Raw genomic sequence first — 14,597 nt, 5'->3', positions numbered from 1 at the left:
CCGGCGCCGTCGATGTCGGCGGTGAGTAGGTAGGTGCAGTCTTTGGCGAGGTCGAGCACAGCGCCGCCGCGGGCGTTGGCGAGGGTGATGGCGGCGATCAGGGCGTCGGCGTCACAGGGGACGGGAGTGCCCGGCGGCTTCCCAGCCTCCTTCCCCTTGTCCTTGCTGTTCTTCCCCTTGCTGTCCTTTCCGTTGTTCTTGTTGTCGCCCCGGTGGTTGTCGGTGGGGGGTTGGTTGGTGTTCTGGAGGCGGTCGCCGGTGGTGGTGTGGGGTCGTTCGACGGTGTTGGCGTCGCTGCTGGCGTTGGCGTCAACGCTGGCGGCGGCATTGGCGGGGATGAGGCCGGCGGTGCTGAGGGCGAGGCCGGTCACGCCGGCCAGCCCGACGGCCCACCGCCGCCGTCGACGTGCCGCTGCCTGGCTTGTGCCAGGAGATNTCGTGTGGTGTTGGTGCTTCATCGCGGTGTCGATCCCCTTCCCCGTGCGGCGAGGAGCTGCCAACCCCGGGGCGGACCGGGCATGGCGCTTCTCGGCTACCAGGCGGGCGGTAGCAGCCAATTCGGACGTTAGGGCTAGTACAGCTGCAAAGGAACATGAACCCGAAAAAACCCACGAAACTGGGTGAAAGTGACTTACGTTGGTTGGGGGAGGGTGTGCGTAGTGTCCGCGAGCTGCCGGACCTCGGCGGACCGGGCGGAGATCGCTGGCTAGCCCGGGTGGAACTCGGCGTGGCTAGGCTCGGCGAGCATGAACGCATCCCCCGCTTTTGCCGCGCCCCTAACCGGGGTGGCCGGCCGATTCTTCGCCGGTGTCGGCCTCTTCCTGCGTGGCATCGGCCTCTACCTCCGCAACCCCGGCCTGATGCTGCTCGGCGTCCTACCGGCCCTGATCTCTGGAGTGTTCTTCGTCGCCGCGTTCGGTGCGCTCGTCTACTTCGTGGACGATCTGGCCGCGCTGATCACACCGTTCGCCGACGACTGGTCTGCCGCCGGACGAGGTCTGACGCGGGTAGCCGCCGGCTTGGCGCTGCTCGGGCTGGGTGGCCTGCTCACGGTGGTCGCGTTCACCGCCGTCACACTGATCATCGGGGACCCGTTCTACGAGAAGATCTCCGAACGCGTCGAGGACGGCCTCGGCGGTACGCCCAACGCGGTGGACGTGCCGTTCTGGTCGTCGCTGTGGCACAGCATCGTCGACTCACTGCGGCTGGTGGGGTTGGCGGTGTTGTTCGGCGTGCCCCTCTTTGTGGCCGGTTTCATCCCGGTGGTCGGTCAGACCGTGGTGCCGGCACTCGGTGCGGCCATCGGCGGCTGGCTCCTCGCGGTGGAGCTGGTCGGCGCCCCCTTCTACCGGCGGGGGCTGCGGTTGTCCGACCGGCGGGCCGCCCTGCGGGCCGACCGACCGACCGCGCTCGGCTTCGGGGTGGCGGTGTTCGTCAGCTTCCTGATCCCACTCGGCGCCGTGCTGCTCATGCCGGCTGCCGTCGCGGGCGCTGCCCTACTGGCCCGCCGGGTGCTGGGCCAGCCCACCACCGTAGGGTTGATCGGGACCGATCAGGACGGCGCGTGACGCACTGTCGCTCAGCTCATCTCCCGGAGGCAACTCCACTGGGCGGCGACCGGTCGATAGCCGAGCCGTTCGTTGATCGCGAGCATCGGCTTGTTCGCCTCGTCATTGCCGGTGTATGCGACCGTCACCCCGCTGGCCGCGGCCCGGCGTAGGGCACCCAGCTTCGCCGCCGCCGCGAGCCCTCGCCCCCGGTGCTCCGGCCGGGAAGCGGTGTAGTCCGACCACATCCGCGAACCGTCCCGTTGGACCAGGCTGATTGCCGCCAAGACGCCGTCGACCTCGATGCCGGTGCTGGCCTCCCGGTCCAGGCCGACGTTGTCCCACGTATCGGCCCGCCATTGCTCGTAGGTGAGGGCGTCGGAGGCGACGTCTCCCGGCTCATCGGCGCTGGCGTCGCGCTCCACCTCGTACACGTGGTGGGGGTCAACCTCGGACAGCGGCACCAGTCGGGCGCCCGGGGGAACGGCCAGGGGTGGCAGGGCCGTCAGCTCGAGCGCGGAGAAGCGTTCCTGGCGGCTGGGTAGGAAGCCGCGCCGCCGCGCGTACGGCAACGACTCGGGTAGCACCCGCCCACGCAGCAGGGGAAGCCGGAGCGGGGCGAGGTGGTCGAGGACCGCGGTCAGCAGCCCGCTGCCGATCCCATGTCCCCGATGCTCGGGGTGGACGTGCAGGAGCGAGATCTCGCCGACCCTTCGAAAGGAACTGGCGTTGCGGAAGGCCGAGACCCAACCGACGATCTCGTCGTCCACCTCGGCGACGAACGCGGTCCAGTGCCGCCCTGGGGGCGGTTGGGAGAGCATCTGGCGCGTTGCCGCCACCCCGCGAACCAGCTGCGGAAAGAGTTGGGTGCGGAGCGCCGCCACGGCGGGCGCGTCGGCGGGCTGTGCGGCGCGGATCCTCATGCGGCACTCACGGCGGCGACCGCCTCGACCTCGACGAGCTGATCGGGGTAGCCGAGCGCGGCCACCCCGAGCAGGGTACTGGGCGGGTCGTGGTCGCCGAAGGCGTCCCGGACGACCTGCCAGACGGTCACCAGGTCGGGTTGGTGCGCCGAAGCCACGTACACCGTGGTTTTGACGACATCGGTGAGGCGGGCACCTGCTGCGGTGAGGGCGGTCTCCAGATTGGCCATCACCTGCCGGGCCTGGGCGGCATGATCACCGGGGGCGACCGTACGGCCGTCCGCGTCGAGCGGGCACGCCCCGGCGGTGAGGACGAGGCGTGTTGCCGGCTCGACAGTGCTGATGTACGCGTACTCGGCCTCGGCGAGGGCGGAGACGTGGCGGAGTTGGGGCATGAAGTGACGCTAGTGCAGTCCCGACGGTTGTTCGATCTGGTTTCGTCGGTGGCTCAGCCAGAGTCGCGGAGGATCAGCTCGGTCGGGAGTACCACCGCCGGTTCGATCGGCTCACCGGCCGCGAGGCGCAGTAGCTGGCGGGTCATTCGCCGGCCGATCTCCTGAATCGGCTGGCGGACGGTGCTCAGGGGTGGGTCGGTGTACGCGGCGGTTTCGATGTCGTCGAAGCCGATCACCGCGACATCGTCGGGCACCCGTCGCCCCGTCGCGCGTAGCGTCCGCAGGGCGGCGTGTGCCATCAGGTCGGAGGCGGCGAAGATCGCGTCCAGGTCGGGGTGCTCGGCGAGGAGCCGCCGGGTCGCGGTGGCCCCCGACTCGCGGGTGAAGTCGCCGTACGCCACCCATTCCGGCAGCCCGGCCGGGGTCATCGCGGCCTGGTATCCGGTCAGCCGTTCGATCCCGCCCACCATGTCCTGGGGGCCGGCGATGGTGGCGATGTGTCGCCGGCCGCTGTCGATCAGATGCTGGACGGCCCGGCTCACCCCGCCGATGTGGTCCACGTCGACGTAGGGGACCGGGGTGCCTCCGAGCGGCCGGCCGCTGCACACCACCGGAATGCCCAGCCGGGCCAGCCGGCCGGGGAGCGGGTCGGCGCCGTGCAGCGAGGCGAACAGCACCCCGTCGACGTGCCGGCCAGTGGTGTACCGCTCCACCCGCTCGTGCCCGGCCGGCGAGCCGGCCAGCATGAGCACCAACTGTTTGTCGGCCGCCTCCAGCTCCTGGGCGGCGCCGCGGATGATGCCGGGGAAGTACTGGTCGTCGGAGAAGACCCGGGTGGCCGCCTCCGGCATGACCAGCGCGACCGAGTCCGTTCGTTGGGTGACCAGGCTGCGTGCGGCCAGGTTCGGTACGTACCCAAGCTCCGTGACGGCTCGGCGGACGGCCTCGCGGATCGGCTCGGCCACTGTGGTGGAGCCGTTCACCACCCGGGAGACGGTGGCTCGGGAGACACCGGCGCGACGCGCCACCGCCTCGAGCGTCGGTCGTTGCGCCGTCGTCATCGCCCTCCCCCCGGGGACAGCGCCCGTTCCCGGTTCGACCTCCCGCTCAGAGTCCGTTCCGGGAGATCACCTGGTGGTACCAGTGGGCACTGGCCTTCGGTGTACGTCGCTGGGTCAGGTAGTCAACGTGGACGACCCCGAACCGCTTCCGATAGCCCTCGGCCCATTCGAAGTTGTCCAGTAACGACCATACGAGATAACCGCGTAGGTCCACCCCGCGGGCGATGGCCTCGTGCGCGGCGCGGAGGTGTCCGTCGAGGTAGGCGATCCGGTCGTTGTCGACCACCCCGCCGGCCCCCTCCGCCGTCGGCTGCTCCGGGTCGGCCGGCGGCGCGGCGTGGTCCGGGAAGGCCGCCCCGTTTTCAGTGATCATCAATGGTACGCCCGGGTAGTCGGTGGCGAGGCGTTCCAGCAGCCGGGTGAGCCCGGCCGGCTCGATCATCCAGCCCATATCGGTCAGCGGTCCGGCAGGTGGCAGGAACTCCACCGCCCCGTCGGTGCCGGGGAACGCCCCACCGCCGCCGGCGCCGTCCGGCCTACCAGCGACGTAGAGGGGCGCGTAGTAGTTGACGCCGAGCAGGTCGATCGGGGTGGCGATTGTTTTCTCGTCGCCGTCCCGGAGGAACGCCGGCGGCACGATTCGGGCGATGTGCTCCAGCACATCCTCCGGGTACGCGGCCCGGAACAGCGGGTCCAGGAAGATCCGGTTCTGGAGCCCGTCGACCAGACGTACCGCGGCGGCGTCGGCGGCGCTGTCCGGGTCGGCGGGGCGGACGTCGGCCGGGTTGAGCGTGATCCCGACGCTCCCCGCGCCGGCCGCGTGCAGCGCCCGGGCCGCCAGGCCGTGCCCGAGCAGCAGGTGGTGCACGGCGGTGAAGGCGGCGCCCGGGTCCGTGATCCCGGGAGCGTGCACCCCGTTGCCGTAGCCCAGGTACGCCGAGCACCACGGCTCGTTGAGGGTGGTCCAGGAGTCCACCCGGTCACCGAGGCGACCGTGGACGGCGGCGGCGTACCCGGCGAAGTGCTCCGCGGTCTCCCGAGCGGCCCAGCCGCCCCGGTCCTGCAGGGTCTGCGGCAGGTCCCAGTGGTAGAGCGTGACCATCGGGTCGATCCCCTGGGCCAGCAGGGCGTCCACCAGGCGGTCGTAGAAGTCCAGCCCGCGCGGGTTGACCGGGCCGGTGCCGTCTGGCTGGATTCGGGGCCAGGACACCGAGAACCGGTACGTCTGGATCCCCAGCCCGGCCATCAGCTCCACGTCGTCGACGTACCGGTGGTAGTGGTCGCAGGCGACATCACCGGTGTGGCCCTGATAGACCTTGCCCGGCGTACGGCTGAAGGTGTCCCAGATCGATGGCCCCCGGCCGTCTTCGCGGGCCGCACCCTCGATTTGGTACGCCGCTGTGGCCGTGCCCCAGCGGAACTTCTCCGGAAAATGAAGCGCACTCATAGGGGTGTCTCCCTCCCGTCGCGCAGCGTCTCCCGATGTTTTACCCCATGTCAAGAAAGCGCTCTCCCTCCGCGGACTCCGAGCCGTGCGAGGCGGGTGGAGCCAGGGGCTGCTCGTGCGCGAACAGCCCCGGTCCGGGCAAAGACTGGACGTGGCCCGGCGGCCTCAGCTGGTCCGGAGACCAGCCAGGAGAGCGCGCTCGCCCGTCACCGCCAGGGTGTCGAAACTGACTCGTCCCCAGAGCGCGAGCAGTAGGTCGCTGGCGGTGCCGACGACCTGGACCCGGGCGTGAGGGTCGTGATCATCGAAGATCGTGGCGGTGTCCAGCAGGGCAACCCCTTCGCCGCGCAACCGCAGGAACCACTCCTGCCCGGCATCGGAGGCCGACAGGTGCACGACTCCGTGCCACTGCCCATGATCCGGACGTCGGCCGGCCGGCAGGCAGGTGTCGAGCACCTCACTCACTCCGTCGGCTGCGAGCTTCGTCTCGATCGGGTCGCCCGCACCGATGGCGAGCTGAGCGTCCCAGCGGTGCAGCGCCGTCTCATGGGCGATCCGGCGCGGCCAGAAGCCGGCCTTCTTCGGCTGCGGTGCCCAGTTCCACGCCGGTGCCTCGGGGTCGAGCGCGTCGAACCGCACCAGCAGCTCGTCGTACGCCCGCTGCCACAGCTGGAGGTCGGTCTCGTCCGGATTCGGCTCCACCAGCTCGGACTGGAGGGGCGGCGGGGTGACGGAGTTGGCCGACACGGTCCCGTGCACCCAGCGGTAGACGCTTGCCAGATGCCGGGTCAGGTCGGTCACTGTCCAGCCGGGACAGGAGAGCACCGGAGCGTCGGCGGGTGCTTCGGCGATCGCCGCGGCGAAGGCCGGCCCCTCCGCCCGCAGCGCCCCGATCCAGAAGTCCTTCGTACCGTGCGTTTTGCTCATCGCCATCCTCCCGGGGGTGACCGGGCCACCAGTGGGTGCCGCGGCTACCCCTCAGCTTAGGGTGAGGGGCGTGGCAGAGGTTCTCCAGTCGACGTCCGGGGCCCAACGGGACGCCGAGTGTCATTTGTCGCGATACACAACGCTGCGGCTCGGCGGTTGGGCTGCCCGCGTGGTCACCGCCACCAGTGCGGATGACCTCGTCCGCGGGGTGCGGGAGGCGGGGGAGCGCGGCGAAGAGATCCTGGTCCTCGCCGGTGGCAGCAACGTGGTGATCGGCGATGCGGGCTTCCCGGGGACAGTGGTGTTGGTCCGGTCCCGGGGGCTGCAGGTCACCGACACCGACACCGACACCGTCACGGTGCGAGTCGAGGCCGGCGAGCCCTGGGACGACCTGGTCGCCCAGACCGTGGCCAGCGGGTGGTCCGGCCTGGAGTGCCTGTCCGGGATACCCGGCTCCACCGGCGCGACACCGATCCAGAACGTCGGCGCGTACGGGCAGGATGTCGCCGAGACCATCACCGGGGTGCAGGTGTACGACCGGGTGGCCGGCACCACCGGTCGGATCGAGGCCCGCGACTGCGGGTTCAGCTACCGGTCCAGCATCTTCAAGTACAGCGACCGGTGGGTGGTGCTGTCGGTAGATTTCCGTCTCAACCGGTCGCCGCTGTCCGGCCCGGTTCGCTACGCCGAACTCGCTCGGGCGCTCGACGTGGCGGTCGGTGACCGGGTACCGCTGGCGAAGGCCCGCGCTGCCGTGCTGCGGCTGCGCGCGGGCAAGGGCATGGTGCTCGACCCGGCCGACCCGGACACCTGGTCAGTGGGCTCGTTCTTCACCAATCCGGTGCTGGACCAGGCCGATTACGAGCGGCTGCGGGAACGGGCCACCGAGCTCGGCGAGCCGCCGTCCTGGCCCGGTGCCGATGGCACGGTGAAGGTCAGTGCCGCCTGGTTGATCGACAAGGCCGGCTTCGGCAAGGGCCACCCGGGTCCGGAAGGTGTCGTCACCATCTCCACCAAGCACACCCTGGCGCTGACCCACCGTTCCGGCACCGCCCGGACTGAGGACCTGGTGCGCCTGGCCCGCGAGATTCGCCACGGCGTGCAGGCTCGCTTCGGCGTGACCCTGCACCCCGAACCCGTCCTGATCAACTGCGCTCTCTGACTCGACGGGTCGGCAAGCGCAGTTGACCGGTCAGCGGGGAGCCACCGCCGCCCAGTCGACGGTGACCAGGCCCTGGCGCCAGCGGCGGGGCTGGTACGCCAGCGGCCAACCCGCGTCGCGGACGGCGGTAACCGTATGCAGCCAGCGCTGGCGGGGACCGAAGGGGGCGTAGGGGGCTGCTGTCCGCCAGGCGTTCTCCAGGGCCTGGAGTAGGGCGTGGATCGGCTCCCCCTCGACGTTGCGGTGGATCAGGGCTTTGGGGAGCCGTTCGGCGAGCCGGGCGGGACTGTCCAGGGTGGCCAGCCGGGCACCCAGGGTCAAGGTGCGGGGGCCACCCTCGTCGATCAGCACCCACCCGCCGAGCCGCCCCAACTCGTCGCAGGTCCCCTCGACCAGCAGGCCACCGGGGGCGAGCGCGGCGGTCATCGTCGCCCAGGCGCCCGCCACCGCACCCTCGTCGTACTGGCGTAGCACGTTGAAGGCGCGAACCAGGGCCGGGCGGAGACCGGCCAGCTCGAAGCCGCCTCGGGCGAAGGTGAGCCGGGGTGGGTCGGCGACCGGTTGGGCGGCGGCGACGCGGACCGGGTCGATCTCCAGCCCGATCACGCGTACGTCGGGGCGGACCGCGTGGGCCAATCGGGAGCGCAGCTCGACGGCGGTGACCCCGGTGGCGCCGTAGCCCAGGTCGACGACGAGCGGGTCCGCTGCCGCACGCAGCACATCCCCGCAGGTGGTGGCGATCCAGTTGTCCACCCGGCGAAGTCGGTTGGGGTTCGTCGTTCCGCGGGTCACGACACCGAACGGACGTCGTGCCGGCACCGCCATCACCCGGCTCAACCGGCCCGGTGGACCTTGTGCTGCGCGGCCTGCGCCAACGGACGGACCACCAGCCGGTCCACGTTCACGTGCTGCGGTCGGGTCGCGCACCAGGCGACACAGTCCGCCACGTCGTCGGCGACCAGCGGCTCGGATACTCCGGCGTAGACGGCGTCCGCCCGGTCGGCGTCCCCGCCGAAGCGGACCAGCGAGAACTCTTCAGTCCGTACCATCCCGGGATCGATCTCGACGACCCGAACCGGCCGGCCGCACAGCTCCAGTCGCAGGGTGCCGGCGACCGCGGTCTGCGCGTGCTTGGCGGCGGCGTAGCCGCCCCCGCCTTCGTACACGGTGAAGCCGGCGGTTGACGACACGACGACGATCGTGCCGGCTCCCGAGGAGACCAACGCCGGCAGAAGCGCCTGGGTAACCCGCAGCGTGCCCAGGACATTCACGTCGTACATCCACTGCCAGTCACCGACCGCGCCGGTCTCCACCGGGTCCAGGCCGCGTGCTCCCCCGGCGTTGTTGACCAGCAGGTTGACCGGACCGGGCGCGGCCGCCGCTGCGGCGGCGAGGCGGGCCACCGACTCGTCCGAGGTCACGTCGCAGCCAACCGCGGTGGCCGACCCACCGTTGGCTTCGACCTCCTGGACCAGGTCGGCGAGGCGGTCGGTGCGCCGGGCGGCGGCCAGTACGTGGAACCCCTCGGCGGCGAGTCGGCGGACGGTGGCCGCCCCAATCCCGCTGGATGCTCCGGTGACGACAGCGACGGATGCCATCCGCCCATTCTGGCCCCGAGCTCGGGAGCGGGGGCGATGAGGTCCGTCACGCCCGGGGATGGCCGGAAGGAATTACCGAACCCCGATCGGGAAGATGACACCTGGCGTGGAGGTTGACCGAGAAGCGCCGGTCGTGCGGGACGGCAACCGTGACAGAAGGAGCGGACGTGGCGGAACAGCACACCGGTGTCGGTCGTCAGCGAGGTGCCCGGCCGTGGCCCCGGCCCCGCCGGATCGCGACCCTCTCCGTGCACACTTCGCCGTTGCACCAGCCCGGCACGGGTGACGCAGGCGGGATGAATGTCTACATCCTGGAGGTCGCCCGGCGGCTGGCGGAGGCGAACGTCGAGGTCGAGATCTTTACCCGGGCGACCGCCGCCGACCTACCGCCGGTGGTCGAGATGGTGCCGGGCGTGCACGTCCGGCACATCATCGCCGGACCGTTGGGCGGGTTGACCAAGGAGGAGCTACCCGGCCAGCTCTGCGCGTTCACCGCGGGGGTGCTGCGGGCCGAGGCCGCCCGGGCCGCGGGGCACTACGACCTCATCCACTCGCACTACTGGCTCTCCGGGCAGGTCGGCTGGCTGGCCAAGGAGCGGTGGGGGGTTCCGCTGGTGCATACCGCGCACACCCTCGCCAAGGTCAAGAACGCGCAGCTCGCCGCCGGGGACCGGCCGGAACCCAAGGCCCGGGTGATCGGCGAGGAGCAGGTGGTGGCCGAGGCCGACCGGCTGGTCGCCAACACCAAGACCGAGGCCGGTGACCTGATCGACCGGTACGACGCCGACCCGACTCGGGTTGAGGTGGTCGAACCCGGGGTGGATCTGGCCCGGTTCCGCCCACCAGACGGTGATCGTGCCCGGGCGAAGCTCCTCGCCCGTCGTCGGCTCGGCCTGCCCGAGCGTGGCTACGTGGTGGCGTTTGTCGGCCGGATCCAGCCGCTCAAGGCCCCCGACGTGCTGATCCGCGCGGCGGCGGCGCTGCGCCAGCGGGATCCGGCGCTCGCCGACGACATGACGGTGGTTGTCTGCGGTGGCCCCAGCGGCAGCGGGCTTGAGCGGCCGGCTCACCTGATCGAACTGGCCGCCGAGTTGGGCGTCGCCGATCGGGTCCGGTTCCTGCCACCGCAGACCGGTGACGATTTGCCCGCCCTGTACCGGGCGGCCGACCTGGTGGCGGTCCCGTCCTACAACGAGAGCTTTGGGCTGGTCGCGTTAGAGGCGCAGGCTTGCGGCACGCCGGTGGTGGCTGCCGCCGTCGGCGGTTTGATCACTGCGGTACGCGACGAGGTGAGCGGGGTCCTCGTGGATGGCCACGACCCGGTTGCGTGGGCCCGTTCGCTGGGTCGCCTGCTGCCAGACGACGGCCGGCGCGCGACGTTGGCTCACGGCGCGCAACGCCAGGCCCGCAATTTCTCCTGGGATCGGACGGTGCGTGACCTATTGGATGTCTACGGGGAGGCGGTCGCCGAGTACCGAACCCGGTCGGCTGACGTAGCCACCCTCCCGGTGAGGCCCGGCACCGCTCACTGGCGATGGAGGCCGGACCGGCGCGGGGCGCGGCTGGGCGGGAGCGGTCGTAAAGTGGGGCGGTGAACGGGAGAAGCGAGCTCGGGGCGTTGATCGAGGCGGTCTGCGCGGAGCGGGACCTGGCCTGTGAGGCGACCGGCCCGAACTCGTACGCGGTGACCCTGCCGGGCACCCACAAGCTGCGGACGATCTGCAATCTGATCATCGGCGAGTACGCGCTGCGGGTCGAGGCGTTCGTGATGCGCCAGCCCGATGAGCGCCGCGAGGAACTGTGGGCGTGGCTGCTGCAGCGCAACGCCCGGATGTACGGGGTGTCGTTCTCCATTGACGCGGTCGGTGACGTCTACCTGACCGGCCGGATGAATTCGGCGGGTGTGGACGCCGACGAGTTGGATCGGCTCTTCGGGTCGGTGCTCACGTACGCGGACGAGTCCTTCGACACGATGCTGGAGATCGGCTTCGGCAGTTCGATTCGGCGGGAGTGGGAGTGGCGGGTCAAGCGCGGCGAGTCGACCGCCAACCTCGCGGCCTTCGCCCACCTGGTCGAGTCGGCTGACGGCGGGGCCGCGCCGTCAGTTGCCGACCCGACCGCTGCCGGGCACCCGACCGCTGCCCCGGGGGATTCGGCGCTGTCCTGACGGGTACGCCGTGGTGTGCGGTGCGGTACTGGGACCGGCCGCGCGCCGACGACGGACTGGCGGAGGAGCGTTCCATGGCTCAGCGAAGCAGCGCAGGCCGCGGCGGTACGGCGACCCGGACCGCACGCCGGCCAGGAAACCAGAGCTCGGACACACCGCAGGTGTCCGAGGCCACGATCTCTCGGATGCGGGTGGACGAGATCCGTGGGCAGTTGCGCCAGCACGGTGTCACCGGCACCTCCGCGTTGCGCAAGCCGGAGTTGGTGCGGACGCTGGTGAAGACCTTGCGGGCGGAGCGCGGATCGGGCGGTACGAAGGGGCCGGGCCGCCGGGCGACGTCCAGCGGGCGGTCGGCGGGTGGCACCGGGGTGCGTACCGGGCCACGTACCTCGCGGTCGGTGCGGTCCTCGCAGGTCATCTCCGCCCTGACCGATCGGCCGGAGCGCGCGGGCCGGAGCCTGGTCACCACGAACCACGAGGTGATCCGGCGGTGGGCGCGGGAGCGCAAGGCGAAGCCGGCGACGATCCGGGGCACCGAGCGGGATGGCCGGGCCGGGGTGCTCACTTTCAACATGCCGGGGTATCGGCAGAGCCCCCGGGTGCGCGAAATCACATGGGACGAGTGGTTCCGGACCTTTGACCTGCGGAAGCTGAATTTGATCTATCAGGAGCGGCTGCGCGACGGCAGAATGAGCAACTTTTTCCGTACAGAGTCACCCGATCGGGAGGACGGATGAGTTGTTTGCCGGAGTTGCCGGGCGGGTAGTCCGCTGGTGGCCGGAGGACGGACCGGACCGAAGGGCAGCCGGCTTGTGACCGGCGAGACACCCGGTCGATTTGTTTCCAGATTCCGGGCGAACTAACTTTATTGCACCGTGCGGCGCTCGGTTCCGTTCGGGGGAGCGGAGGATCGATCAGATCCGAGCATCGAGTGTGGCGCGGGGACGGGTGGAGCAACACCGTTGGGGGACGGTGTCCACCCGTTGACCGGCGGCGTGAGCGGGCGCCGCTTACGGGGGTGAGTGCCGCCCGCCGCCGCCGGTCGTACGCAGCGAAACGCCCATCGATGAAGTCACGATGGGCGTTTCGCGTATTTCGGTGGCCAGGCAACCTCACCCCACCTCGGTTGCCTGCTGCTTCCCGACCACGGTTGGCGGCGGTTGGTTGACTGCCCGCAGCGCGGCGGCCCGGCGCTCCCGTGCCGGTCCGGAGATCAGGTGTGCCGCCGCCACCAGTCCGCCGATCAGGGCGCAGCCCAGCCAGAGGGTGGCGTTGCCGGACCCCTCCCGGACGAGCCCGCCGAGCACCGGCGCCGCGGCACCGGCGATCTGCCAGGAGAGCGAGAAGACCCCCTGGTAGCGACCGCGTAGCTCATTCGGGGAGAGCTCGGCGATCAGGGTGGCGTTGGACGGCGAGTTGAGCATCTCGCCGACGGTCCAGATCAGGACGGTCAGACCGTAGAACCAGGCGGTCTCGGCGAATGCGGTCAGCCCGAACCCGACCCCGAGCACCACCGCCGACAGTGCCAACACGTGGGACCGGTTTCGACCCTTGATCAACCGCGGTACGAAGAGCTGGCCTGCCACGATCAGCACCCCGTTGAGTGCGATCACCGCGCCGTACGTGGCCGGGCTCAGCCCCGAGTCGCCCATCGCGATCGGCAGCATCGAGATGTGCTGGAGGAAGACCAACGCGGCGAAGAGGTTCAACGCCACGAACCCGAGGTAGACCCGGTCGGACAGGATGACGCGCAGCGCCCCGGTCTGGGCCTTCGGCCCGCCGGCGGCCAGCGGTTGGTGGGTCTCGCTGACCTTGAAGAAGATGATCAGCGCGGTGATCAGGGTGGTGACCGCATTGACCACGAAGAGCAGCAGGTAGCCGGCCTCGGTCGCGAACCCCGCGAGGATCGCGGCGCAGGCGAAGCCGAGATTGATCGCCCAGTAGTTCAGGCTGAAGGCGCGCAACCGGTCCTTCGCCGGCACGACATCGATCATCATGGCGCCGAAGGCGGGCCGGGCGGCCTCGGCGAAGAGCCCGAGCAGGAGGGCGCCGAGTGCGATTAACCAGAGGTCTCGGGCGAAGCCGAGGGCGAGCATCAAGCTCGCGGCGCCGAGGTGCGCGGTGAGCAGCGTGGGCCGGCGGCCCCACCGGTCCGCGAGCATGCCACCGACGGTGGTGCCCACCGCGCCGCCGACCCCCCACAGCCCCAGGACCAGGCCGGCCTGGGCAGCGGAGAAGTCCCGCTCCTGGGTGAGGTAGATGGCGATGAAGATGAGGACGAACGAGCCAAGCCGGTTGATCAGGGTGCCGGTCCACAGATACCAGAAGGTGTGGGGAAGACCACCGGCCGTTTCGTGTAACCAACCTCGCATGGTCCGCACCCGGCGCCCCGCTTCCGTAATGAACGGCATCGTCTAAGCGCCTTACAACCTAGTGGTGGGCGGCGTTTTGGTCACCGGAATTCCTGGTGGTGGTAGTCACCCCTTCGCACGTGACCGGTTCGTCGGTGGGGCAGGATGGCCGACATGACTGCAAGTGAAGGGCCCACCATCGGGACGCTGGTTCTGCTGCGACACGGTGAGAGCGACTGGAACGCCAAGAACCTCTTCACCGGCTGGGTCGACGTGGACCTGACCGCCAAGGGGGAGGCCGAGGCGCGTCGTGGTGGCGAGTTGCTGCGGGAGCACAACCTGTTGCCGGACGTGGTGCACACCAGCCTGTTGCGCCGGGCGATTCGCACCGCGGAGCTCGCGCTGGACGCCGCCGATCGGCACTGGATCGCGGTGCGTCGGTCGTGGCGGCTCAACGAGCGCCACTACGGCGCTCTCCAGGGCAAGAACAAGAAGCAAACCCTCGACGAGTACGGCGAGGAGCAGTTCACGCGCTGGCGCCGTTCGTACGACACGCCGCCGCCGCCGATCGCGGACGGGGACGAGTGGTCGCAGGTCGGTGACCCGCGCTACCGGCTGCTGCCGACCGAGCTGATGCCGCGGACGGAGTGCTTGAAGGACGTCGTCGAGCGGATGCTGCCGTACTGGTACGACTCGATCGTGCCGGACATCCTGGCCGGCCGGACCGTGCTGGTGGCCGCGCACGGCAACTCGCTGCGCGCGCTGGTCAAGCATCTGGATCAGATCAGCGACGAGGCGATCGCGAAGCTGAACATCCCGACCGGGATCCCGCTGCGGTACGACCTCGACCCGCAGCTGCGCCCGATGACGCTCGGCGGTACCTACCTGGACCCGGCGGCGGCGCGGGAAGCCGCTGCGGCGGTGGCGAACCAGGGCCGTTGACCCGGGCCGAGCGACCCCGACGGCGCTGGGCCCTGGGCAGGGAAAGCCTTGGTGAACGGGGTCGGACGGGGTGATGA

Annotated in this window: 14 protein-coding genes and 1 pseudogene; 6 read left to right on the top strand and 9 right to left on the bottom strand. The window is 70.5% G+C overall.

Annotation, left to right across the window (positions count from 1 at the left end; genetic code table 11):
- Positions 1 to 371: pseudogene (locus B116_RS27975) on the bottom strand (right-handed parallel beta-helix repeat-containing protein); the annotation flags it as partial.
- Between the two features lie 375 nt (positions 372 to 746).
- Here B116_RS27975 and B116_RS0123340 point away from each other — a divergent pair.
- Positions 747 to 1,568 (top strand): EI24 domain-containing protein, encoded by an 822-nt coding sequence (locus B116_RS0123340; RefSeq protein WP_027661487.1) that lies wholly within the window; start codon positions 747 to 749, stop codon positions 1,566 to 1,568.
- Positions 1,569 to 1,579: 11 nt separating this feature from the next.
- Here B116_RS0123340 and B116_RS0123335 read toward each other — a convergent pair whose 3' ends face one another.
- The 5 genes from B116_RS0123335 to B116_RS0123315 all read right to left on the bottom strand — a co-directional run bounded on the left by B116_RS0123335 (position 1,580) and on the right by B116_RS0123315 (position 6,300).
- Positions 1,580 to 2,470: a GNAT family N-acetyltransferase gene (locus B116_RS0123335; protein ID WP_027661486.1), complete on the bottom strand. Its 891-nt coding sequence runs from the start codon at positions 2,468 to 2,470 to the stop codon at positions 1,580 to 1,582.
- Positions 2,467 to 2,865, bottom strand: coding sequence for a RidA family protein (locus B116_RS0123330; RefSeq protein WP_027661485.1), 399 nt, complete (start codon positions 2,863 to 2,865; stop codon positions 2,467 to 2,469). The genes B116_RS0123335 and B116_RS0123330 overlap by 4 nt, the downstream gene beginning before the upstream one ends.
- Before the next feature lie 53 nt (positions 2,866 to 2,918).
- Positions 2,919 to 3,926, bottom strand: a complete 1,008-nt coding sequence (locus tag B116_RS0123325; RefSeq protein WP_027661484.1) for a LacI family DNA-binding transcriptional regulator — start codon at positions 3,924 to 3,926, stop codon at positions 2,919 to 2,921.
- 46 nt (positions 3,927 to 3,972) lie between these two features.
- Positions 3,973 to 5,373, bottom strand: a complete 1,401-nt coding sequence (locus tag B116_RS0123320; RefSeq protein WP_027661483.1) for a GH1 family beta-glucosidase — start codon at positions 5,371 to 5,373, stop codon at positions 3,973 to 3,975.
- Positions 5,374 to 5,538: 165 nt separating this feature from the next.
- On the bottom strand, positions 5,539 to 6,300 hold the full coding sequence (locus B116_RS0123315; protein WP_018724147.1) for a maleylpyruvate isomerase family mycothiol-dependent enzyme: 762 nt from the start codon (positions 6,298 to 6,300) through the stop codon (positions 5,539 to 5,541).
- Between the two features lie 70 nt (positions 6,301 to 6,370).
- On the opposite strand from B116_RS0123315, the gene B116_RS0123310 reads away from it, so the two are divergent.
- Positions 6,371 to 7,462: a UDP-N-acetylmuramate dehydrogenase gene (locus tag B116_RS0123310; RefSeq protein ID WP_027661482.1), complete on the top strand. Its 1,092-nt coding sequence runs from the start codon at positions 6,371 to 6,373 to the stop codon at positions 7,460 to 7,462.
- A gap of 30 nt (positions 7,463 to 7,492) precedes the next feature.
- Here the strand turns inward: B116_RS0123310 and B116_RS0123305 are convergent, their stop codons facing one another.
- Positions 7,493 to 8,287 carry a class I SAM-dependent methyltransferase gene (locus B116_RS0123305; RefSeq protein WP_033667821.1) on the bottom strand — a complete coding sequence of 265 codons (795 nt, stop codon included), beginning with the start codon at positions 8,285 to 8,287 and terminating at the stop codon, positions 7,493 to 7,495.
- A gap of 8 nt (positions 8,288 to 8,295) precedes the next feature.
- On the bottom strand, positions 8,296 to 9,060 hold the full coding sequence (locus B116_RS0123300) for an SDR family NAD(P)-dependent oxidoreductase (protein WP_018724150.1): 765 nt from the start codon (positions 9,058 to 9,060) through the stop codon (positions 8,296 to 8,298).
- Positions 9,061 to 9,227: 167 nt separating this feature from the next.
- On the opposite strand from B116_RS0123300, the gene mshA reads away from it, so the two are divergent.
- From mshA to B116_RS0123285, 3 genes are all read left to right on the top strand, one after another.
- On the top strand, positions 9,228 to 10,655 hold the full coding sequence (mshA, locus tag B116_RS0123295) for a D-inositol-3-phosphate glycosyltransferase (RefSeq protein ID WP_027661480.1): 1,428 nt from the start codon (positions 9,228 to 9,230) through the stop codon (positions 10,653 to 10,655).
- Positions 10,652 to 11,227, top strand: coding sequence for a type III secretion system chaperone family protein (locus tag B116_RS0123290; RefSeq protein ID WP_027661479.1), 576 nt, complete (start codon positions 10,652 to 10,654; stop codon positions 11,225 to 11,227). The genes mshA and B116_RS0123290 overlap by 4 nt, the downstream gene beginning before the upstream one ends.
- A gap of 74 nt (positions 11,228 to 11,301) precedes the next feature.
- Positions 11,302 to 11,964, top strand: coding sequence for a hypothetical protein (locus tag B116_RS0123285; protein ID WP_026322067.1), 663 nt, complete (start codon positions 11,302 to 11,304; stop codon positions 11,962 to 11,964).
- Between the two features lie 375 nt (positions 11,965 to 12,339).
- Here B116_RS0123285 and B116_RS0123280 read toward each other — a convergent pair whose 3' ends face one another.
- Positions 12,340 to 13,599, bottom strand: coding sequence for an MDR family MFS transporter (locus B116_RS0123280; protein ID WP_018724155.1), 1,260 nt, complete (start codon positions 13,597 to 13,599; stop codon positions 12,340 to 12,342).
- Between the two features lie 153 nt (positions 13,600 to 13,752).
- On the opposite strand from B116_RS0123280, the gene B116_RS0123275 reads away from it, so the two are divergent.
- Complete coding sequence (locus tag B116_RS0123275) at positions 13,753 to 14,520, top strand: phosphoglyceromutase (protein WP_018724156.1); 768 nt, start codon at positions 13,753 to 13,755, stop codon at positions 14,518 to 14,520.
- Positions 14,521 to 14,597 lie beyond the last annotated feature (77 nt).

This window comes from Salinispora fenicalii, assembly GCF_000514815.1.
GTDB lineage: Bacteria > Actinomycetota > Actinomycetes > Mycobacteriales > Micromonosporaceae > Micromonospora > Micromonospora fenicalii.
Note: the sequence above shows the minus strand (reverse complement) of the source record. Positions and strands in the feature narration are given on the sequence as shown.

Coding starts and splice junctions, on each gene's coding strand:
- B116_RS0123330 (WP_027661485.1), bottom strand. CDS start 2,865: ATGCCCCAACTCCGCCACGTCTCCGCCCTCGCCGAGGCCGAGTACGCG.
- B116_RS0123275 (WP_018724156.1), top strand. CDS start 13,753: ATGACTGCAAGTGAAGGGCCCACCATCGGGACGCTGGTTCTGCTGCGA.
- B116_RS0123280 (WP_018724155.1), bottom strand. CDS start 13,599: ATGCGAGGTTGGTTACACGAAACGGCCGGTGGTCTTCCCCACACCTTC.
- B116_RS0123335 (WP_027661486.1), bottom strand. CDS start 2,470: ATGAGGATCCGCGCCGCACAGCCCGCCGACGCGCCCGCCGTGGCGGCG.
- B116_RS0123315 (WP_018724147.1), bottom strand. CDS start 6,300: ATGAGCAAAACGCACGGTACGAAGGACTTCTGGATCGGGGCGCTGCGG.
- B116_RS0123320 (WP_027661483.1), bottom strand. CDS start 5,373: ATGAGTGCGCTTCATTTTCCGGAGAAGTTCCGCTGGGGCACGGCCACA.
- B116_RS0123285 (WP_026322067.1), top strand. CDS start 11,302: ATGGCTCAGCGAAGCAGCGCAGGCCGCGGCGGTACGGCGACCCGGACC.
- B116_RS0123325 (WP_027661484.1), bottom strand. CDS start 3,926: ATGACGACGGCGCAACGACCGACGCTCGAGGCGGTGGCGCGTCGCGCC.
- B116_RS0123340 (WP_027661487.1), top strand. CDS start 747: ATGAACGCATCCCCCGCTTTTGCCGCGCCCCTAACCGGGGTGGCCGGC.
- B116_RS0123305 (WP_033667821.1), bottom strand. CDS start 8,287: ATGGCGGTGCCGGCACGACGTCCGTTCGGTGTCGTGACCCGCGGAACG.
- B116_RS0123300 (WP_018724150.1), bottom strand. CDS start 9,060: ATGGCATCCGTCGCTGTCGTCACCGGAGCATCCAGCGGGATTGGGGCG.